The organism is Pseudomonas sp. HTZ2, assembly GCF_033173945.1.
Lineage (GTDB): Bacteria > Pseudomonadota > Gammaproteobacteria > Pseudomonadales > Pseudomonadaceae > Aquipseudomonas > Aquipseudomonas guariconensis.
This window is the reverse complement of the sequence record NZ_CP137332.1, coordinates 2,020,372-2,039,781: the sequence shown is the minus strand read 5'-3', so window position 1 is coordinate 2,039,781 and position 19,410 is coordinate 2,020,372. Positions and strand designations below refer to the sequence as shown.

General features: G+C 62.5%; 19 protein-coding genes and 1 riboswitch. Of the genes, 11 read left to right on the top strand and 8 right to left on the bottom strand.

Features of this window, described 5'->3' with window-relative positions:
* Window positions 1–44 precede the first annotated feature (44 nt).
* Together R6G97_RS09510 and R6G97_RS09505 are read left to right on the top strand one after the other, a co-directional pair.
* Window positions 45–440 (top strand): DUF1090 domain-containing protein, encoded by a 396-nt coding sequence (locus R6G97_RS09510; RefSeq protein WP_317848029.1) that lies wholly within the window; start codon window positions 45–47, stop codon window positions 438–440.
* Between the two features lie 121 nt (window positions 441–561).
* On the top strand, window positions 562–957 hold the full coding sequence (locus tag R6G97_RS09505; protein ID WP_102081301.1) for a DUF1090 domain-containing protein: 396 nt from the start codon (window positions 562–564) through the stop codon (window positions 955–957).
* A 136-nt stretch (window positions 958–1,093) separates the two neighbouring features.
* Here the strand turns inward: R6G97_RS09505 and R6G97_RS09500 are convergent, their stop codons facing one another.
* A complete protein-coding gene (locus R6G97_RS09500; protein WP_070571090.1) occupies window positions 1,094–1,540 on the bottom strand; it encodes a c-type cytochrome in 447 nt (148 codons plus the stop codon).
* 116 nt (window positions 1,541–1,656) lie between these two features.
* Between R6G97_RS09500 and mltA the strand changes: the two genes are divergently transcribed.
* On the top strand, window positions 1,657–2,808 hold the full coding sequence (gene mltA / locus R6G97_RS09495) for a murein transglycosylase A (protein WP_102081302.1): 1,152 nt from the start codon (window positions 1,657–1,659) through the stop codon (window positions 2,806–2,808).
* A gap of 109 nt (window positions 2,809–2,917) precedes the next feature.
* On the opposite strand, the gene R6G97_RS09490 is transcribed toward mltA, so the two are convergent.
* Window positions 2,918–3,304 (bottom strand): MAPEG family protein, encoded by a 387-nt coding sequence (locus R6G97_RS09490; RefSeq protein ID WP_043207241.1) that lies wholly within the window; start codon window positions 3,302–3,304, stop codon window positions 2,918–2,920.
* Window positions 3,305–3,334: 30 nt separating this feature from the next.
* Entirely contained in the window at window positions 3,335–4,168 is an 834-nt protein-coding gene (locus R6G97_RS09485) for an EamA family transporter (protein ID WP_043207239.1), read from the bottom strand.
* Between the two features lie 214 nt (window positions 4,169–4,382).
* Here R6G97_RS09485 and R6G97_RS09480 point away from each other — a divergent pair, with 214 nt between their 5' ends.
* On the top strand, window positions 4,383–5,618 hold the full coding sequence (locus R6G97_RS09480; protein ID WP_043207237.1) for a cation:proton antiporter: 1,236 nt from the start codon (window positions 4,383–4,385) through the stop codon (window positions 5,616–5,618).
* A 32-nt stretch (window positions 5,619–5,650) separates the two neighbouring features.
* Here R6G97_RS09480 and R6G97_RS09475 read toward each other — a convergent pair whose 3' ends face one another.
* A complete protein-coding gene (locus R6G97_RS09475; RefSeq protein ID WP_043207235.1) occupies window positions 5,651–6,052 on the bottom strand; it encodes an acyl-CoA thioesterase in 402 nt (133 codons plus the stop codon).
* A gap of 179 nt (window positions 6,053–6,231) precedes the next feature.
* A riboswitch (S-adenosyl-L-homocysteine riboswitch) is annotated at window positions 6,232–6,327 on the top strand.
* 21 nt (window positions 6,328–6,348) lie between these two features.
* Here R6G97_RS09475 and ahcY point away from each other — a divergent pair.
* The 5 genes from ahcY (at window position 6,349) to R6G97_RS09450 (ending at window position 12,887) form a co-directional block, all read left to right on the top strand.
* A complete protein-coding gene (gene ahcY / locus R6G97_RS09470; RefSeq protein WP_043207233.1) occupies window positions 6,349–7,758 on the top strand; it encodes an adenosylhomocysteinase in 1,410 nt (469 codons plus the stop codon).
* 157 nt (window positions 7,759–7,915) lie between these two features.
* Entirely contained in the window at window positions 7,916–8,761 is an 846-nt protein-coding gene (gene metF / locus R6G97_RS09465; RefSeq protein ID WP_043207230.1) for a methylenetetrahydrofolate reductase [NAD(P)H], read from the top strand.
* Window positions 8,762–8,854: 93 nt separating this feature from the next.
* Window positions 8,855–9,931 (top strand): hypothetical protein, encoded by a 1,077-nt coding sequence (locus R6G97_RS09460; RefSeq protein WP_090343250.1) that lies wholly within the window; start codon window positions 8,855–8,857, stop codon window positions 9,929–9,931.
* 48 nt (window positions 9,932–9,979) lie between these two features.
* Window positions 9,980–10,768: a substrate-binding periplasmic protein gene (locus R6G97_RS09455; RefSeq protein ID WP_317848028.1), complete on the top strand. Its 789-nt coding sequence runs from the start codon at window positions 9,980–9,982 to the stop codon at window positions 10,766–10,768.
* 217 nt (window positions 10,769–10,985) lie between these two features.
* Complete coding sequence (locus tag R6G97_RS09450) at window positions 10,986–12,887, top strand: DEAD/DEAH box helicase (protein WP_317848027.1); 1,902 nt, start codon at window positions 10,986–10,988, stop codon at window positions 12,885–12,887.
* Between the two features lie 64 nt (window positions 12,888–12,951).
* Here R6G97_RS09450 and R6G97_RS09445 read toward each other — a convergent pair whose 3' ends face one another.
* The 3 genes from R6G97_RS09445 to R6G97_RS09435 all read right to left on the bottom strand — a co-directional run bounded on the left by R6G97_RS09445 (window position 12,952) and on the right by R6G97_RS09435 (window position 16,228).
* Window positions 12,952–13,530 (bottom strand): YceI family protein, encoded by a 579-nt coding sequence (locus R6G97_RS09445; protein WP_043207221.1) that lies wholly within the window; start codon window positions 13,528–13,530, stop codon window positions 12,952–12,954.
* Between the two features lie 34 nt (window positions 13,531–13,564).
* Window positions 13,565–14,116 (bottom strand): cytochrome b, encoded by a 552-nt coding sequence (locus R6G97_RS09440; RefSeq protein ID WP_043207219.1) that lies wholly within the window; start codon window positions 14,114–14,116, stop codon window positions 13,565–13,567.
* A 270-nt stretch (window positions 14,117–14,386) separates the two neighbouring features.
* A complete protein-coding gene (locus R6G97_RS09435) occupies window positions 14,387–16,228 on the bottom strand; it encodes a flavin monoamine oxidase family protein (RefSeq protein WP_317848026.1) in 1,842 nt (613 codons plus the stop codon).
* A 231-nt stretch (window positions 16,229–16,459) separates the two neighbouring features.
* Here R6G97_RS09435 and R6G97_RS09430 point away from each other — a divergent pair, with 231 nt between their 5' ends.
* Entirely contained in the window at window positions 16,460–17,866 is a 1,407-nt protein-coding gene (locus R6G97_RS09430) for an adenosylmethionine--8-amino-7-oxononanoate transaminase (protein ID WP_317848025.1), read from the top strand.
* A gap of 144 nt (window positions 17,867–18,010) precedes the next feature.
* Window positions 18,011–18,730, top strand: coding sequence for a 16S rRNA (uracil(1498)-N(3))-methyltransferase (locus tag R6G97_RS09425; RefSeq protein WP_090343258.1), 720 nt, complete (start codon window positions 18,011–18,013; stop codon window positions 18,728–18,730).
* Here the strand turns inward: R6G97_RS09425 and trhA are convergent.
* Window positions 18,727–19,344, bottom strand: a complete 618-nt coding sequence (trhA, locus tag R6G97_RS09420) for a PAQR family membrane homeostasis protein TrhA (protein ID WP_043207212.1) — start codon at window positions 19,342–19,344, stop codon at window positions 18,727–18,729. The genes R6G97_RS09425 and trhA overlap by 4 nt on opposite strands.
* Window positions 19,345–19,410 lie beyond the last annotated feature (66 nt).

Genomic DNA, 19,410 nt, shown 5'->3' with positions numbered 1-19,410 from the left:
CAGCATTTCGTTTTCCGCTGTCCTGCCTTCGAATGGAGTCCCCGATGAAATTGCTTTCGTCTCTTGCACTGTCCGCTTTGCTCAGCATCGCCGCCAGCCCTCTGCTGGCCGCCGAAGAGCAGCCTGGGCTGACAGGCTGCGCGGCCAAGCGCCAGGCTATCAGCGAACAGCTCGTACAAGCGCGCAGCCATGGCAACAGCGAGCAGCAGGCCGGCCTGGAAAAGGCCCTGGCCGAAGTCACCGAACACTGCACCGATTCCAGCCTGCGCAAGGAGCGTGAGCAGAAGGTCCTCGAGGCCCGCCACGAAGTGAACCAGCGCACCAAGGACCTGGACAAGGCCATGAAGAAAGGCGACCCGGAGAAGATCAACAAGCGCAAGGAAAAGCTCGCCGAGGCCAAGAAGGAGCTGCAAGAAGCCGTCGATGGACTGGAGCGCTGAGTCAGTCACGCCGGAGTAGGGTTTTTCTGAAAGCGATGTAGCACCCGTTTCCAGGGTTCACTCGGCAAACGGTTGTAGGCACTATCCCCTACAAATTTTGTTGCTATTGAAGGAAGTGTTCATGAAAGCCCGTTCCGCCCTGACAATTCTGGCCATCCTCGGCCTGGCCGCTGGCACTGCGCAGGCAGCGCAGCCCGCCCCAGGCCTGACCGGTTGCGCGGCCAAACGCAGCGCCATCGAGAACCAGCTCGAATACGCCCGCAAGCACAACAATTGGGGTCAGATCCGTGGCCTGGAAAAAGCCTTGAAGGAAAACGCCGCCCACTGCACCGATGCCGGCCTGAAACACGAGCGTGAAGCCAAGGTCGCCGAGGCCAAGGCGGAAGTGGCCGAACGCAAGGGAGACCTCGCCGAGGCTCATGCCAAGGGCGACAAGGACAAGATCGCCAAGCGCGAGCGCAAGCTTGCAGAGTCCCAGGCTGAACTCAAGCAGGCCGAGCTGGAGCTGGACAAGTGACATCGGCTCCCTGGGCTACCGCTGAGAGGGGCAATGCACGGTAGTTGTGCCCCTGCATATCGGGGCCGTTGCGCGGCCCTTCGCAGTTTCCCGCAGGCATTGCGGGAAGCAGCCTCAAGCCCGGCCATGCGGGCAATCAATGATTGCGAAATTCCGTGTGGCAGGCCTTGCATGCGGCCTCGACCTTGTCCATTGGCGCCTTCAGGCTTGCCGCCTCCAGTGGCTGGTCACGGGTCACGCTGACGAGCTCGCCCGTCACCCCTTCCAATTGCCGAGCCAAATCCTGGAAACGCGCCTGACGCTCCCACACCTCAGGCCGCGCGCTGCTGTCACCTTCATCCTTGACCTGCGGAAAATGCTGCCACGGCTCGCGGGACAGACCATCGAGCTTCACCGCACCCTCGGCGAACCGGGCGCCGTCAAACGGTAATCGTCCCCGCAGCATGCCGCCCATATCCTCGCTGGTCTTGAGCATTTGCTTGAAGATCGCCTTGCGCTGACCCAGTGGTGAGTTAGGATCGACACGGTCACAGGCCGCCAGGGACAGGCCGACCAACAGCAGAACGGTGAAACATTTCAACATCACGGTCACATTGGCAGAGGGAAAGGGCCGACAGTATCCTCGCCTGCTCGACAAAGACCAATACCCCCACGAAAAACATGGGCAGCCGTACAGGCCGCCCATTCAAGGATTCAACCATGAGATCTGCTCTGCGCCACCTTGCCTGGGCGCTTCCCACCCTGGCCCTGCTGGCCGGTTGCAACGGCGGCGAGAATGCCAAACCCGAACCCCACGCCGTGGCGACCTACGCCCCGGCCACCTGGCAAGACCTGCCAAGCGTCAGCGACGACGACCTGTTGGCCGGTTTCCAGGCCTGGCGCAACGGATGCGAAAAGCTCAAGCGTGACCCGGTCTGGGCCGCTACCTGCGAGGCCGCGGCCCGCATGCCTGAAGACGCCGCCCAGATCCGTGCCTTCCTACAGCAGAACCTATCGGTCTACGGCCTGCGTTCAGCGCAGAACAACGCCCACGGCCTGATCACCGGTTACTACGAACCGGTCTACCCCGGAAGCCTCAGCCGTACCGAGACCGCCCACGTGCCGGTGTACGGTATTCCCGAAGACATGATCGTGGTCGACTTGGCCAGCATCTACCCGGAACTAAAAGGCAAACGCCTGCGCGGGCGCCTCGATGGCCGCGTGCTCAAGCCCTACGACACCGCTGAAGTGATCAACCGCGACGGCGTGAAAGCGCCGGTACTGGCCTGGCTGACCGATCCGATGGACCTGCAATTCCTGCAGATTCAGGGCTCCGGGCGCATTCAGCTAGCAGACGGACGCCAACTGCGCCTGGGCTACGCCGACCAGAACGGCCATCCCTACCGTCCCATCGGTCGCTGGCTGGTGGAGCAAGGCCAGTTGAAGAAAGAAGACGTGACCATGGGCAGCATTCACGCCTGGGCCCAGGCCAACCCGCAGCGGGTTCCCGAGCTGCTGGCCAGCAACCCCAGCTACGTATTCTTTGGCACCCGTCCAGACAGCAATGAAGGCCCGCGCGGCTCGTTGAACGTGCCGTTGACCGCCGGTTACAGCGTCGCCATCGATCGCAAGGTGATCCCCCTGGGCAGCCTGCTGTGGCTGTCCACTACCCGTCCGGATGGTAGCCCGGTGGTGCGTCCGGTGGGCGCCCAGGACACCGGCGGCGCCATCACCGGCGAGGTCCGCGCAGACCTGTTCTGGGGAACTGGCCCGCAGGCCGGCGAACTGGCAGGGAACATGAAGCAGCCAGGGCAGATCTGGATGCTGTGGCCCAAGGGCGCGGCGCTGCCTGAGGTGCCGAAAGTCCCTTGATCAGGGTTGGATGCTTCGCGGCGGAACCCGCTCCCACAAGCCTGCACAGACCTCAAGACCCACAGTGCCATGGGGGAGCGGGTTTAACCGCGAAGAGCGCGACACGCTTTCAGATGGAAACCACGAAAAACGCAATGATCAGCGCCAGCCCGGCAAACCACACCAGTGAACGCAGGATGGCCAGGTCGGCCAGGTAGCAGATGATGAAGAGTAGGCGACTGGTGATGTACAGCACCGCCAGTACATCCTGCGTCACCTGCTCCGCGTTACCGACGATATCGGCAACGAGCACCGCGGCAGCAAAAGCGGGAAAGGCCTCGAAGCCGTTCTGCTGGGCGGCATGGGCACGGCGTGGCAGGCCCGACAAGGTATCGAGGAAGGCGCGCGGATCGTGGTTTTCACGCAAGCCGAAACGGCCACTGCTCAGTTTCGCCGTCAACCCACACAGCGGCGGCAGGATCATGGCAATCAGGATGCACCACAGGGCAACGGTCATGGAAAGGACTCCTTGTTCAAATGATCGGTTTCAGAGCTTCATCACCAGCATGCCAGCCAGGACCAGCCCGCAAGCTAGGAGTCTTGGCCCGCCAAAAGGTTCTTTGAGGTAGCGCATGCCCAGCAGCACCACGAGGATCACGCTCAGCTCCCGCAATGCCGCCGCTTCGGCAACCGACCCCAGGTGCATGGCCCATAGCACCAGGGCATAGCTCAACAACACGCACAACCCCACCGCCAACCCCAGGCGCCACTGGGTGCGCCAGAACAACACGAACGGCGCCCGCCGCGCCACGCTTGCCAGCAACGGAAACGGCCAAGCACTGAGCAAGGTCAACCACACCAGGTAATCCAACGGCTTGCCCCAGATTTGCACGGCCCTGCCGTCGAACCAGGTGTAGCAACCGATGCACAGACCGATCAGCGCGACCACTGGCAGCATCGACCACGGCAGCCGATCCCCGCCGCCGCCCTGCCAGAGCAGGCAGGCCATGCCGCACGGAATCAGCAGGATGCCAATGATCTGCTTGTCGCTGAGCGATTCTCCGGCAAAGGCCAGCGTCAGCCCCAGCACCACCAAGGGCGACAGGCCGCGCATCAGAGGATAGACCAGCCCCAGATCGCCAACCCGATACGCCTGGATCAACAAAAAGCGGTACAGCTGCTCGGCCAGCGCCGATGCGAGCAACCAAGGCCAGATGTGCGCCGGAGGAATGTCTACGAACGCCACCGCCGCCACGGCGAAGGCGAGGGCTACCAGGTCCATGCTGGCAATCACCAGCAAACGCTCGCCACTGAATTTGATCAGGGTATTCCAAGTCGCGTGGAGCAGGGCCGCGACCAAAACCAGCGAAGTTGCCAACACGGGAGGGTCCTTGCACAGAGTCCAGGCCCTCGTTGGCCTGATTGTCCGACACTATATCGATTTCCAGCCCTAATGTAGGAATCAGCGCCCTGTCCGGCGGAACGAATCTTTCGGATCGGGTCATAAGGTGTGTCCCGAAACGCTCACCAGGCCATCAAAGAACTGCCCGAGCATTTCGGGTAACGACTTGGAAGCCACTGTCACAGGATTTCGGATGCTTGAACTTGTTGCCGCTTTTATCTGCCTGACCACCCTCCTCACCTACGTCAATTACCGCTTCATCGGCCTGCCGCCGGCCATCGGCGTGATGGTCACCGCCCTGCTGTTCTCCTTGATCCTGCAAGGCCTGAGCCTGATCGGCTTCCCCGGCCTGGAAGCGCGCGTCGAGGGGCTGATGAACCAGATCGATTTCAACGACCTGTTGATGCACTGGATGCTGTCGTTCCTGCTGTTCGCCGGCGCGCTGCACGTCAACCTTGCCGATTTGCGCAGCTACCGCTGGCCGATCGGCCTGCTGGCCACCTTCGGAGTACTGATCGCCACGCTGGTCATCGGCTATCTGGCCCATTGGGTTTTCTCGATGTTCGGTTGGAACGTGCCGCTGATCTACTGCCTGCTGTTCGGCGCGCTGATCTCCCCCACCGACCCGATCGCCGTACTCGGCGCACTGCGTACCGCCAATGCCTCCAAGCCACTCAAGACTACGATCGTGGGCGAGTCGCTGTTCAATGACGGCACGGCGGTGGTGGTATTCACCGTCCTGCTGGGCATCGTCCAGCTCGGCGAGGCGCCAAGCTTTGCCGACACCGCCTTGCTGTTCGCCCGAGAAGCCATTGGCGGGATCGCCTTTGGCGGTGTGATTGGTTACGCCACCTATCGCATGATCAAGAGCGTCGAGCAGTACCAGGTCGAGGTGATGCTGACCCTGGCATTGGTGATCGGCGGCTCGGCCATGTGCTACGAGCTGCATGTGTCGGCGCCGATCGCAATGGTGGTGGCCGGCCTGATCATCGGCAACCTGGGGCGCAACCTAGCGATGAACGACATGACCCGTCGCTACATGGACGGTTTCTGGGAATTGATCGACGACATGCTCAATGCCCTGCTGTTCGCCCTGATCGGCCTGGAATTGTTACTACTGCCGTTCAACTGGCTGCACCTGGCCGCCGGGAGCGTGCTGGCCGTGGCAGTGCTGCTGTCGCGCCTGCTGACCGTGGCGCCTGCGATCGTATTGCTGCGCCGCTGGCGCAGCGTGCCCAAGGGGACTGTCCGCGTACTGACCTGGGGAGGTTTGCGCGGCGGAGTGTCGGTGGCCCTGGCGCTGTCGCTGCCCGCTGGCGCCGAGCGTGACCTGCTGCTGTCGATCACCTACATCGTGGTGCTGTCTTCGATCCTGGTGCAGGGGTTGAGCATCGGGCGGGTGGTGCGCGGGGTTACTGCACAGCCTTGAGGCTTTTGGGGCTGCTTTCGCGGCCCCCGATGTCATTCCACCGCGGTATCGGGGAACTGGTCCTGGATGTACTTGATCTCGGTTCGCCCATGGGGGGCCGGCAGGCCGTCCTCGCCCAGGTTGACGAAGACCATCTTGTCGACGGTCAGGATGCTTTTACGGGTGATCTTGTTGCGCACTTCACACTTGAGAGTGATGGACGTACGGCCGAACTCGGTGGCGGTAATGCCCAGCTCGATGATGTCGCCCTGACGCGAGGCACTGACAAAGTTGATTTCCGACATGTACTTGGTGACCACGCGCTGGTTGCCCAACTGGACGATGGCGTAGATCGCCGCCTCTTCGTCGATCCAGCGCAGCAAGCTGCCACCGAACAGGGTGCCGTTGGGATTGAGGTCTTCGGGTTTTACCCATTTGCGGGTGTGGAAATTCATCGGTACTCCTGACCTGCTTGGCTAACGTAGGGTAATGATGGCAGAGCCTTTGGCACCTCTCCATTGAACATCGACTATCGTCTCGATTAAGCGACAGAAAACCTTGGGCGTGGCACGACGCCACGGCTATAATCCCTGCCGATTCACATGGCCACCCGCCGCGGGGGCCATCCCGCCACCCATCCGAGGGGCGCTGCAGCAGGCTCGGCCTGTCAGGCTCGGTTGGGGCGTTGTCCGCACTGCGGACGCCTAACGCACAACGGCGCCCATTCGCACACTACGAATGGAGGCTCTCGATGAGCGCTGTAAACACGCCTGCAGGTTTTTCCGACTTCAAGGTCGCCGACATTTCCCTGGCCGACTGGGGCCGCAAGGAAGTCATCATCGCCGAATCGGAAATGCCCGCGCTGATGGGCCTGCGTCGCAAGTACCAGGCTGAGCAACCGCTCAAAGGCGCCAAGATCCTGGGCTGCATCCACATGACCATCCAGACCGCCGTGCTGATCGAGACCCTGGTCGCCCTGGGTGCCGAGGTGCGCTGGTCGTCGTGCAACATCTTCTCGACCCAGGACCAGGCCGCTGCCGCCATCGCCGCCGCCGGCATTCCGGTTTTCGCCTGGAAGGGCGAGACCGAGCAGGAGTACGAATGGTGCATCGAGCAGACCATCCTCAAGGACGGTCAGCCATGGGACGCCAACATGGTTCTGGACGACGGCGGTGACCTGACCGAAATCCTGCACAAGAAGTACCCGGCGATGCTGGAGAAGATCCACGGCATCACCGAAGAAACTACCACTGGCGTGCACCGTCTGCTGGACATGCTGGCCAAGGGCGAGCTGAAAGTTCCGGCGATCAACGTCAACGACTCGGTCACCAAGAGCAAGAACGACAACAAATACGGTTGCCGTCACAGCCTCAACGACGCCATCAAGCGTGGTACCGACCACCTGCTGTCGGGCAAGCAAGCCCTGGTGATCGGCTACGGAGACGTGGGCAAGGGCTCGGCCCAGTCCCTGCGTCAGGAAGGCATGATCGTCAAGGTCACCGAAGTCGACCCGATCTGTGCCATGCAGGCCTGCATGGACGGCTTCGAAGTCGTCTCGCCGTTCAAGGACGGTATCAACACCGGCACCGAGGCCGGCATCAACAAGGACCTGCTGGGCCGCATCGACCTGATCGTCACCACCACCGGTAACGTCAACGTCTGCGACGCCAACATGCTCAAGGCCCTGAAGAAGCGCGCCGTTGTCTGCAACATCGGTCACTTCGACAACGAGATCGACACCGCCTTCATGCGCAAGAACTGGGCATGGGAAGAGGTCAAGCCGCAGGTTCACAAGATCCACCGTACCGGCGCTGGCACCTTCGATCCGCAGAACGACGACTACCTGATCCTGCTGGCCGAGGGCCGCCTGGTGAACCTGGGCAACGCCACTGGCCACCCAAGCCGCATCATGGACGGCTCGTTTGCCAACCAGGTGCTGGCCCAGATCTTCCTGTTCGAGCAGAAGTTCGCCCAACTGCCTGCCGCACAAAAGGCCGAGCGCTTGACCGTGGAAGTACTGCCCAAGAAACTCGACGAAGAAGTGGCCCTGGAAATGGTCCGCGGCTTCGGCGGCGTGGTCACCCAGCTGACCCCGCAGCAGGCCGAATATATCGGCGTGACCGTCGAAGGCCCGTTCAAGCCGGACACCTACCGCTACTAAGCGGCAAGCTTCAAGCGGCAAGCAGCGGCAGAGCGCGCCGATGCCGCTTGAAGCCCAGGCTACGGAATCTTGAACGATGCCAAGCCAGATCGGCCATCACCGATCTGGCTTTTACTTGCAGCTTGCCGCGTGAGGCGGGCTGCACGAGGAACGAGTGATGTCACAAGAACGCCGCTACAGTTTCGAGTTTTTTCCCACCAAGACCGATGCCGGCCATGAAAAGCTGATGGCGGTCGCTCGCCAGCTGGCGGGCTACAACCCCGATTTCTTCTCCTGCACCTACGGTGCCGGTGGTTCCACCCGCGATCGCACCCTGAACACGGTGCTGCAGCTGGAAAGCGAAGTGAAGATTCCTGCCGCGCCACACTTGTCTTGCGTCGGTGACAGCAAGGAAGAGCTGCGCGCCCTGATCGCCCAGTACAAGGCAGCAGGCATCAAGCGCATCGTTGCCCTGCGCGGCGACCTCCCGTCGGGCATGGGCATGGCCTATGGCGAGCTGCGCTATGCCAGCGACCTGGTCGAGTTCATCCGCCAGGAAAGCGGCGATCACTTCCATCTGGAAGTCGCGGCCTACCCGGAGATGCACCCTCAGGCGCGCAATTTCGAGTCCGATCTCACCAACTTCGTGCACAAGGTCAAGGCCGGTGCAAACAGCGCCATCACCCAGTACTTCTTCAATGCCGAGAGCTACTTCTATTTCGTAGAGCGCGTGCAGAAGATGGGTGTGGACATCCCGGTCGTGCCCGGCATCATGCCGATCACCAACTACAGCAAGCTGGCGCGCTTCTCCGACGCCTGCGGTGCTGAGATCCCCCGCTGGATTCGTAAGCAGCTGGAAGCCTATGGCGACGACACCGCCAGCATCCAGGCGTTCGGCGAAGAGGTGATCACCCGCATGTGCGAGCAGTTGCTCCAAGGCGGCGCACCGGGCCTGCACTTCTACACGTTGAACCAGGCCGAGCCGAGCCTGGCGATCTGGAACAACCTGAAGCTGCCGCGCTGACATATTTCGCTAACAGGTCCTTAAGGCAGCTTTAAGGCTTAGGTATTAGGCTAAAACCTTTCATCCAGCCTTAGACCTGTTAGCGAGCCGCCCATGCAGCCTTTGCCTTCCTCGGCACCTCAGCTCATCTATCTAGCGTTCGGTGCAAAGACCTACCATCAGGAAGCTTGCTTCAGCATCATCAGCGCCCTCGCCCAGCTGAAAGAGTCCGGCAGCCAAGCCCTGGACATCCAGGTCCATACCGACGACCCCGCGCCCTACGCGAAACTCCCGGTCACCGTTCACCTTATCTGCGATGCCACGCGCGCGGCCTGGGCCCAACCCCATGGCTACCATTTTCGCAGCAAGCATGTTCTGTTACGCCAGGCCCTCGAGCAGCATTCCCAGGCGGTGCTGATCGACACCGACACGTTCTTCCGCCAATCGCCGATGGAACTGCTGCGTCGCGTCAAGCCCGGCCATCTGCTGTGCAACGCCATCTGCGCACGCTATGGCGAAAACCCGAACACCGACCTGTACCAAGGCCTGCGCAACATCCTGCACGCGCGCGGCCTGGCGGATGACCACATGAACCTGGTCAACTCCGGCGTCATCGGCCTTGCGGCAGAGGATTCAGGAGCACTCGACCAATCGATCGCGCTGATGGACGAGTTCCACCCCATCGTCCCCAACGCCTATACCCTCGAAGAGTTCTGTCTGGCCGTGGCGGCCTATCGCACGCTGACGCTGACCGACTGCACCGACGTCATCCACCACTACTGGAGCCGCAAGGACCTGTTCCGCGCCAAGATCCAGGCCTGGTTGCACAAGCACGGGGATGACCCTCTGGGCGAGGCCGCCCTGGCCGACGTAGCCCTGGTCAACGACCGCCTGCCAAAACCGCCCACCTTGCATCGCCTGGGATACAAGGCCCTGAGCCTGACACTGCCCCGCCACCAACGCCAATTTGCTCGGGAGTTGCTGTACGGCTGCTACCCCTATGCCAACGAATTCGATCGGGCCTGTACCTTCGCCTGGTGGGACAAGGCACTGGAAAATCTTCAGCAACGCCAAGGGCGCCTGAACAGCGAACAACTGCACCAATTGTTGCACCACCCTGGCTTACGTCTGTCTTTGGGGAGCAAGTATCAGGACGTGCGGGATCATCTGCTCAAGCCTGACAAAGGCTGACGACAGGCTTCACTGGCCTCGGACACACATTGGACGTACGCTGCCGCCATGCCTGACTTAACCCCCCTTCTTTGCGCCCTGCTGCTCGTCTGCCTGAGCCCGTTTGCCAAGGCGGAGCGCCTGCGCTTGGTTAGCGATGACTGGGCGCCCTATATCTACTGGCACGAAGGCCAGCCCAAAGGCATCGACTACGAAGTCGCCAACGAAGTGCTCAAGCGACTCGGCATCGATGTCGACTGGCAACTGCTGCCCTGGAAACGCTGTCTCGCCATGGTGGAGCAAGGTGCGGCCGACGGTGTGCTGGACATCTTCCAGGTCGATTCGCGCAAACCGTTCATGGTCTACCCGGACGAGGCACTCTCGGAGGTTGAGTTCGTGCTGTTCCAGGCCGACGCCAGGCCTCACGCCATCGAACGTCTGAAAGACCTTGCGGGCCTTACCGTAGGGACCTCGCCGGGCTACACCTACAGCCGGGCGTTCAGCGAGTCCTTCCTGTTTCGTCGAGAGCCGGCGCCCACCCATGAGGCGAATTTCGGCAAGTTGATGCTCGGGCGCATCGATCTACTGGTGACAGACCGCCGTGCGGGGCGCCTGTTGCGGCGGCAATTGGGGCTCAAGGGACAGGTTCAGGAGCTACCCTTGGTAATCAGCCGACACCCTCAATACCTGGGACTTGCGAACAAACCCGGAAGGGAACGCTTGGCACAGGCGTTCGCCGACGAGCTGCGACGCTTCAAGCAAGACCCTGCGTATGCGGCCATCAATGCCCGTTACGACAGCGACCTCGGCAATATTCCTGACGCCGTTGAGCAGCACGAACACAGCAGAGCGCGATAGCTCTGTTATACTCGGGCCTTCCCGCCCGGCTCACGCCCGGACGCTCGGCCTCGCAACAGGCATCTCGACCCGTCGGCAACGCACCCAGTGCCGCCCGCCGCCTCCCGGATGCGCAGTGAATGCCCAGCTGGACCGGACGCGATCGCATCTCGCCGATGCCCCTCGCGCCAGGCAGATCATCCCATCGGGCCCAGCCCCCACGAGAACAGGATTGCCCATGTCCTTTGCTTCCCTCGGTCTCTCCGAGGCTCTTGTCCGCGCTATCGAGGCTGCGGGCTATACCCAGCCCACTCCGGTGCAACAGCGGGCCATTCCCGCCGTGTTGCAAGGTCGCGACCTGATGGTCGCTGCCCAGACAGGTACTGGTAAAACCGGCGGTTTTGCACTGCCGATCCTCGAGCGTCTGTTTCCCGGTGGCCACCCTGACAAGTCCCAGCGCCACGGCCCGCGTCAGCCTCGCGTACTGGTGCTGACCCCGACCCGCGAGCTGGCAGCTCAGGTACACGACAGCTTCAAGGTTTATGCCCGTGATCTGAACCTGATCAGCGCCTGCATCTTTGGCGGCGTCGGCATGAATCCGCAGATCCAGGCCATGGCCAAGGGCGTCGATGTCCTGGTCGCCTGCCCGGGCCGCCTGCTCGATCTGGCCGGCCAAGGCAGCGTGGACCTGTCCCATGTGGAAATCCTGGTGCTCGACGAAGCCGACCGCATGCTCGACATGGGCTTCATCCATGACGTCAAGAAAGTCCTTTCCCGCCTGCCGGCCAAACGTCAGAACCTGCTGTTCTCGGCGACCTTCTCCAAGGACATCACTGACCTTGCCGACAAGCTGCTGCACAACCCCGAGCGCATCGAAGTCACGCCGCCGAACACCACGGTCGAGCGTATCGAGCAACGTGTCTATCGCCTGCCGGCTAGCCACAAGCGTGCCCTGCTGGCCCACCTGATCACCCTCGGCGCCTGGGAGCAGGTGCTGGTATTCACCCGTACCAAGCATGGCGCCAACCGCCTGGCCGAGTACCTGGAAAAGCACGGCCTGAGCGCTGCCGCGATTCACGGCAACAAGAGCCAGAACGCCCGCACCAAGGCCCTGGCCGACTTCAAGGCCAACACCGTGCGCGTGCTGGTCGCCACCGATATCGCCGCCCGCGGCCTGGATATCGACCAACTGCCTCACGTGGTCAACTTCGAGCTGCCTAATGTCGAGGAAGACTACGTCCACCGCATCGGCCGTACCGGTCGAGCGGGCCGTTCGGGCGAAGCCATCTCCATGGTCGCGCCGGATGAAGAAAAACTGCTCAAGAGCATCGAGCGGGTCACCAAGCAGAAGATCCCGGACGGCGACCTGATGGGCTTCGACCCAAGCCAGGTGGAAGCCGAGAAGCCGGAAGTGCGCGAACGTCCGCAGAACAACGGTCGTGGTGGCCGCAATCAGCAGCGCGCCGAAGGCAGCAAGGACGGCAGCGGCGGTCGCAAGGACAAAGGCAAGGATAAAGGCAAGGCCAAGCAGCACGCCGCCGAGAAGCCAGCCGAGCAGGAAAAGTCCGGCGAGAAATCCCAGCAACAGCGCAAGTCGCGCAACAAGAAACCCCGCCAGCAGCAAGCGGCCCAGGGCCAGAGCGGCATGCCGTCGGTTCCGGTGGACCGTGATCCAGAAGAATTCCTGGACGACGACATCGACAACTTCGGCAACCGCGCCGACTACGTCAGCCCCTACCAAAACGCCAAGAACCAAGGCCGTAACCGTCGTCCAGGCGGCGGCCAGGGTCAAGGCCAAGGGCAGGGCCAACGCAACGGCAGCGGCCAGCCACGCAACAATGGCGGCGGCCAGCGCAAAGGCCAAGGTCAGAGCCAGGGGCAAGGTTCCGGCGAGAAACGCACCCGCAACAACAACGGCGGTGCACGCCGCGACAATAATGGCGGCGGCCGCAACCGCTCCTCGAGCCGTGACGACTTCTCCCGCCAAGAGCCAGCCGTTCGCAGCCCGCGTGAAACCCATCAGCCGGTGATCATCCGCAAGGAGTCCAAGCTCGATCGCTATCCGACACCGGAGCAACTCGATGACTTGCCGAGCCGCCCACGCGGTGAGCGTCCTGCTTTGCTGACCCGCAAGGGCTGAGCCCAGCACCGCGCAAACGAAAACGCCGCCCAATGGGCGGCGTTTTTCGTCAGGGCAAAGCGAATTACTTCTGCTTCACGCCTTCGACGCTGATGTCCAGGTCCAGGGTCTGGGAGGACGGGCCTGGGCCTTTGATGCCGAAGTCGTTCAGGTTCAGCGTGGTGGTGGCGTTGAAGCCGGCACGCTCGCCGCCCCATGGATCCTTGCCTTCGCCATTGAAGGTTGCCTTGAAGGTGACAGGTTTGGTCACGCCGTGCATGGTCAGATCGCCGGTCACGTCAGCGGTCTTTTCACCGGTCGACTTGACGCTGGTGGAGACGAACTTGGCTTCCGGGTACTTCTTAACGTCCAGGAAGTCAGCGCTGGCGATGTGCTTGTCACGCTCGGCGTGGTTCGACCACAGGCTCGCGGTCTTCAGATTGACGGCGATTTTGCTGGCCTCAGGCTTGGCGCTGTCCCAAGTGAAGTTGCCGTCGAAGTCCTTGAAGGTACCGTGGATGAAGCTGTAACCCAGGTGGCTGATCTTCCAGTCGACGAACGCGTGCTGGCCTTCCTTGTCGATCTTGTACTCGGCAGCCATGGCCTGGCCGGCGGAGAGCAGTGCGGTACCGAGCGCCAGTGCGGCAAAAGTCTTTTTGAACATCCTTACTTCCTTCCTATGCAATTGAGGTAGAGAGTCAAGCTTTGCGGCCCAGCATACGGCTCAGGGTCGCGTCACGGTCGATGAAATGGTGTTTCAGAGCTGCCAAGGCATGCAGGATGGCAAAAATCACCAGCCCCCAGGCCAGGTAGAGGTGAATGGCTCCGGCGGTATCCGCCTGATCGGGCAGGTCACTGACCAGCGCCGGAACCTCGAACCAGTCGAATACCGGGATGCCCACCCCATCAGCGGTGGAAATCAGGTACCCGGCAATCATCACGGCGAACAGCCCAAGGTACAGCACCGCATGGCCAAGCTTCGCGGCCAGGCGGGTGAATGCGCCATGGTTGGCAGGTGCCGGCGGTGGCGGGCTGACGAAACGCCAAAGTACACGCAGCACCATCACCGCCAACAGCACCAGGCCGATGCTCTTGTGCAGATCGGGCGCGGACTTGCGCCAGGGGCTGTAGTAGTCCAGGCCGACCATCCACAGGCCGAGGCCGAACAACCCGAAGACCGCCAGGGCCACGCCCCAATGCATGACGATACTGACCAGGCCGTAGCGAGAAGCAGAGTTGCGCAGTTGCATGTTGGCGTGATTCTCCGTGAAAGCTGTGCACAGACTAACGCGTAACGTATCGAAAGAAAGCGGAAAAATTCGCTTGGGATTATCGACAAATACGATAGGTATTTTGGAAGTTTCCTATTAAGAAAACATTAACGATAGATGTTCAGCGGCGGGTTGTCGTAGTGCGGTGTAAACCCGCTCGCAATCGGTTGCAATGTCCTAAAACAACGCAATCCGAATGGGAGCGGGTTTACCCGAAAAGAAGCGGCTCACCGCGAGGGGCCCGAGTCCTCAGCCAGCCTTGGCCTGGGTATTGGCCAGTGGTTTTTTCACAGGCTCGGATTTGGCCGTGGTCTTTTTCACCGGCGCGGGCTTGTGGGCCTGTTTGGCGGACGGCTTGTGGGCCTGGGCGGGCTTGGCAGGTGCAACCTTGCTCGCCGCTGGCTTGACGGGCTCCTCCTTGGCCACTGGCGCTGGGGCAGGCTCAGGTTCCGGCGCTACCACCGGTGCGACCTCGTCAGCCTTGGCGATCGGTGCAGCTTTGGCCTGGGGCTTGTCGCCGCCACCGAACAGGCGCGAGAAGAAGCCTGGCTTGTCCTGCTTGGCTTCCTCTGCCTTCACCGCGTCCGCCTTGGCAGGTGCCTTGCCGGACGATCCGCCGAACAGGTTGGAGAAGAATCCACCTTTGTCCTTGGCGGCAACCGCGCCCGCTGCGGCGGCGGCGGCGACCGGTGCAGCCTTGGCCGGATCGAACGACTTGCCGGCCGCCAGGTCCTGCACCTGGCTGGCAGCACGCTGGCCGCTGCGCAGCGCGCCTTCCAGGGTGCCAGGGTAGAGTGCATCGGTGTGCTCGCCGGCGAAGGCTATGCGTTGCACCGGACGCTCCCACAGACGCCAGTACTTGCTGATCTGGCCTGGGCCATAGGCCAGATAGGCGCCGCCAGTACCGGCGTCGGTGCTGTAGCGGCGCACTTCGTAGCCGGTGAACGCGCCCCGGGCCTGCGGATAGAACGCGTGCAGTCGAATCAGCACCTGATCGACCATCTGCTTGTCGCCAAAGGCCTGCAGCAGTCGGGCATTGTCCCCCGAGAGGTTGATCACCACATTCGCGCCGCCTTTGAGCGCCGGCTCGATCCACAACATGCCAAGGCCGGCATTGCTGAAGATTTCGCCGGACATGCGCGCACGGCTTTCCCAGACGGGTTTCTTGAACTTGAGCATCATCTGGTCGCGCCAACCGTAGTTGGTGCCTTTCAAGGCCGCCAGGTGCTGGCTGTCCAGCCCCGGAGTCATCTGGATCTTCGCCAGGGCGCGCAGCGGCACGGCCATGACCAAATAATCGGCCTGGTAGCCGACGCTGCCGACCTTGACCGTCACGCCTTTGCTGTCCTGGACGATCGAGGTGACCGGCGAGCTGGTCTTGATGGTCTTGAGTTGCTTGACGAAGGCCTGCGCCAGCACCGGGCTGCCGCCTGGCAGGCGGGCAGCGCGCAGGTCACGATCACTGATACCGCGGTAGACCCGGTTCTGCTGGGCGAAATAGAGCAGCGACAGACGCGACGGCTCGTCGTAACGGGTGCGGATCTGCTGGTTGATCAATTGCCGTGCCGTGGCAGGCAGTTGCAGTTTGTCCAGCCAGGTGGAGACGTTCATCTGGTCGAGGGCAAACAAGGTGCTGGTGGCGGCCGGGTTCAGCGGGTCCTCGATCGAACGGGCCAGATCATCGAGGGTCTTCTCGTAACGCTTGAGCGCATCGGCGGTGGCCGGTTGCTTGGTGACCAGATCGCTGGCGCTGAAATACTCGCCGTCGATCAGGTAGCCGGGGGTGCGTACGAATTCAGGCGCGGGCAGTGTTTCAAGCTTGAAACGGTCCAGGTACTGGTTGAGCACCGGCTGGCTCTTGCCGTTGCCGATCCACTCGCTGGTGGCCAGGCCCGAACGGCCGCCCATGCCGGACTTGGCCTCCAGCAGCGTGACCTGCCAGCCTTTGTTCTGCAGTTCATAGGCCGCGGTCAGGCCTGCCAGGCCCCCACCCACGACGATCGCCGTGGGGCTCGTGTCCTTGGCCAGCGCGGCACCGCTGGAGACACCAATCAATACCAACGCGCACAGGCGCACCCAAGCAGCAGCCATGTTGGCGAACTCCGGATCAGAAGTGACAGAAAAGAGGGGGAGAGTGCCCCTGGGACGAGATGCGTTAAGAATACGTCAGGTCTCCAGACCCTGCCAGCGTAGTGACATCAAGTGCTTGCCAGCACAGGAAATTTAATTTTCGGCGCAATCATGCGCTGCGCGTCGGTTGTCCTGCGCGGCCCCATTGCTTAGGCTTGTCGGCCTCAGCACGCCCCGCCAGGAGATCTGCCCATGGGCCTCAACCAACAGTGGATGCAACGTGACCTAAAGGTCCTCTGGCACCCCTGCACCCAGATGAAAGACCACGAGCAGCTGCCGCTGATTCCGATCCGCCGTGGTGAAGGCGTGTGGCTGGAGGACTTCGAAGGCAAGCGCTACCTGGACGCCGTGAGTTCTTGGTGGGTCAATGTGTTCGGCCACGCCAATCCGCGCATCAACCAGCGCATCAAGGACCAGGTCGATCAGCTCGAGCACGTGATCCTGGCCGGCTTCAGCCACCAGCCGGTAATCGAGCTGTCCGAACGCCTGGTGGCCATGACACCGGCGGGGCTGGACCGGGTGTTTTATGCCGACAACGGCTCGTCGTGCATCGAAGTGGCGCTGAAGATGAGCTTCCACTACTGGCAGAACAAAGGCCAGGTGAACAAGAAGCGCTTCGTCACCCTGACCAACAGCTATCACGGAGAAACCATCGCCGCCATGTCGGTGGGCGACGTGCCGCTGTTCACCGAGACCTACAAGGCGTTGCTGCTCGACACCATCAAGGTGCCGAGCCCGGACGGCTACCTGCGCCCCGAAGGCATGGGCTGGGAAGAGCACTCACGCAACATGTTCGCGCTCATGGAACAGACCCTGGCCGAGCACCACGCCAGCATCGCCGCTGTGATCGTCGAACCGCTGATCCAGGGCGCTGGCGGAATGCGCATGTACCACCCGGTATACCTCAAGCTGCTGCGCGAGGCCTGCGACCGCTATGGTGTGCACCTGATCCACGACGAAATCGCCGTAGGCTTCGGCCGCACAGGGACGATGTTCGCCTGCGAACAGGCCGGGATCCGCCCGGACTTCCTGTGCCTATCCAAGGCCCTGACCGGCGGATACCTGCCGCTGGCCGCTTGCCTGACCACCGATGATGTCTACCAAGCGTTCTACGACGATTACCCGACCCTGCGGGCGTTCCTCCATTCGCACAGCTACACGGGCAACCCGCTGGCCTGCGCCGCGGCCCTGGCGACGCTGGACATCTTCGAGCAAGACAACGTGATCGAGGCCAACAAGGCCCTGTCGGCACGCATGGCCAGCGCCACTGCGCACCTGGCCGACCACGCCCATGTCGCCGAGATCCGCCAGACCGGTATGGCCCTGGCCATCGAGATGGTCCAGGACAAAACCAGCAAGACTGCCTACCCCTGGCAGGAGCGGCGCGGCCTGAAGGTCTTCGAACACGCCCTGACCCGCGGCGCGCTGCTGCGACCGCTGGGCAGCGTGGTGTATTTCCTGCCGCCCTACGTGATCACCCCGGAGCAGATCGACTTCCTCGCCGAAGTGGCCAGCGAAGGCATCGACATCGCCACCCGCGACAGCGTCAGCGTGGCGGTGCCGGCCAACTTCCACCCCGACTTCCGCGATCCGGGCTAACCCTGAGGCTCGCCTCGCCCCCTGTGGAAGCGGGTTCATCTGCGAATGCGGATCGAGGATTTCCCCTCGCATTCGCCAGTAAATCGCAGCGGCCCAACGCCACTTCCACGGGGACGATGTCCATTTCATTTCCTGAGCAAAGCCATGAGACTGTCCCGCTTCTTCATCGACGCCCCCCTGAGCCTCGGCGAGCACGAGTTGCCCGAAGCCCAGGCCCACTACATTGGCCGCGTGCTGCGCATGGCGCCCGGAGACGCTGTGCAACTGTTCGACGGCAGTGGCCAGGAGTTTCGTGGCCAGTTGCTCGACGTCGGCAAGAAATCCGTGCGCGTCACCCTGGACCAGGCCTTGCCCGGCCAGGCCGAGTCCCCATTGCATGTCCACCTGGGCCAGGGCCTGTCCCGCGGCGAGCGGATGGACTGGGCGATCCAGAAGGCCACCGAGCTTGGCGCCAACGCGATCACGCCAATCGTCAGCGAACGCTGCGAAGTGCGCCTGAAGGACGAACGCGCCGACAAGCGCCTGGCCCATTGGCGGCAAGTGGCGATCAGCGCGTGCGAACAGTGCGGCCGCTCGACGCTGCCGGTGATCCACCCGCCAGTGACCCTGGCCGAATGGCTCAAGGATACCGAGGCCGATCTCAAGCTGGTGCTGCACCCGGTCGCTGAACCGCTGACCAGCCATGCACACCCCGGCCGCCTGGCATTCCTGATCGGCCCCGAAGGCGGCTTGAGCGACGCCGAAGTCGACCAGGCCAAGGCCGCCGGCTTCCACGCCGCACGCCTTGGCCCACGAGTACTGCGCACCGAGACCGCGCCGGTCGTGGCGCTGTCGGTGGCCCAGCAGCTGTGGGGCGACTTCTAACGCACGTAGAAGAACACCGCGACGAAGTGCATGAGACTGCCGGCGATGACGAACAGGTGCCAGATGCCATGCCAATGGCGAAAGCGGCTGTCGAATGCGAAGAACAGGATGCCGATGGTGTAGAACGCACCGCCGGCCGCCAGCCAGGCGAAGCCGGCGCCGCCCAGGCTCTGCAGCAACGGCTTGACCGCCACCAGGACGATCCACCCCATCACCGCATAGATGATGATCGACAGCACCCGCGCCTCGGAGCGCGGCTTGATCTCCTGGAGCATGCCGATCAAGGCCAGGCCCCAGACCACGCCGAACAGGCTCCAGCCCCAGGGGCCGCGCAGGCTGACCAGACAGAACGGCGTGTAGCTGCCGGCGATGAGCAGGTAGATCGACAAGTGATCGAGCTTGCGCATGATCACCTTCGCCCGCCCACGGGTGCTGTGGTAGAGCGTTGAGATGCTGTAGAGCAGCAGTAGAGTGCTGCCGTAGATGGAAAAGCTGACGATCTTCCACGGATCGCCCTGCAATCCGGCCACGACGATCAGCCAGATGGCACCGATACAGGCCAGCACGGCACCGACCAGGTGCGTCCAGGCGTTGAAGCGTTCACCGTAATACATGCAAACACTGACCTCCCTGACAGCTTCAAGTTTCAAGCTGTAAGCCTCAAGCAAAGCACGGGGACG

What these genes read in the sequence shown, in the direction of transcription:
- R6G97_RS09510 (WP_317848029.1), top strand. Translation starts at nt 45, where the DNA reads ATGAAATTGCTTTCGTCTCTTGCACTGTCCGCTTTGCTCAGCATCGCC.
- R6G97_RS09505 (WP_102081301.1), top strand. Translation starts at nt 562, where the DNA reads ATGAAAGCCCGTTCCGCCCTGACAATTCTGGCCATCCTCGGCCTGGCC.
- R6G97_RS09500 (WP_070571090.1), bottom strand. Translation starts at nt 1,540, where the DNA reads ATGTTGAAATGTTTCACCGTTCTGCTGTTGGTCGGCCTGTCCCTGGCG.
- mltA (WP_102081302.1), top strand. Translation starts at nt 1,657, where the DNA reads ATGAGATCTGCTCTGCGCCACCTTGCCTGGGCGCTTCCCACCCTGGCC.
- R6G97_RS09490 (WP_043207241.1), bottom strand. Translation starts at nt 3,304, where the DNA reads ATGACCGTTGCCCTGTGGTGCATCCTGATTGCCATGATCCTGCCGCCG.
- R6G97_RS09480 (WP_043207237.1), top strand. Translation starts at nt 4,383, where the DNA reads ATGCTTGAACTTGTTGCCGCTTTTATCTGCCTGACCACCCTCCTCACC.
- R6G97_RS09475 (WP_043207235.1), bottom strand. Translation starts at nt 6,052, where the DNA reads ATGAATTTCCACACCCGCAAATGGGTAAAACCCGAAGACCTCAATCCC.
- ahcY (WP_043207233.1), top strand. Translation starts at nt 6,349, where the DNA reads ATGAGCGCTGTAAACACGCCTGCAGGTTTTTCCGACTTCAAGGTCGCC.
- metF (WP_043207230.1), top strand. Translation starts at nt 7,916, where the DNA reads ATGTCACAAGAACGCCGCTACAGTTTCGAGTTTTTTCCCACCAAGACC.
- R6G97_RS09460 (WP_090343250.1), top strand. Translation starts at nt 8,855, where the DNA reads ATGCAGCCTTTGCCTTCCTCGGCACCTCAGCTCATCTATCTAGCGTTC.
- R6G97_RS09455 (WP_317848028.1), top strand. Translation starts at nt 9,980, where the DNA reads ATGCCTGACTTAACCCCCCTTCTTTGCGCCCTGCTGCTCGTCTGCCTG.
- R6G97_RS09450 (WP_317848027.1), top strand. Translation starts at nt 10,986, where the DNA reads ATGTCCTTTGCTTCCCTCGGTCTCTCCGAGGCTCTTGTCCGCGCTATC.
- R6G97_RS09445 (WP_043207221.1), bottom strand. Translation starts at nt 13,530, where the DNA reads ATGTTCAAAAAGACTTTTGCCGCACTGGCGCTCGGTACCGCACTGCTC.
- R6G97_RS09440 (WP_043207219.1), bottom strand. Translation starts at nt 14,116, where the DNA reads ATGCAACTGCGCAACTCTGCTTCTCGCTACGGCCTGGTCAGTATCGTC.
- R6G97_RS09435 (WP_317848026.1), bottom strand. Translation starts at nt 16,228, where the DNA reads ATGGCTGCTGCTTGGGTGCGCCTGTGCGCGTTGGTATTGATTGGTGTC.
- R6G97_RS09430 (WP_317848025.1), top strand. Translation starts at nt 16,460, where the DNA reads ATGGGCCTCAACCAACAGTGGATGCAACGTGACCTAAAGGTCCTCTGG.
- R6G97_RS09425 (WP_090343258.1), top strand. Translation starts at nt 18,011, where the DNA reads ATGAGACTGTCCCGCTTCTTCATCGACGCCCCCCTGAGCCTCGGCGAG.
- trhA (WP_043207212.1), bottom strand. Translation starts at nt 19,344, where the DNA reads ATGTATTACGGTGAACGCTTCAACGCCTGGACGCACCTGGTCGGTGCC.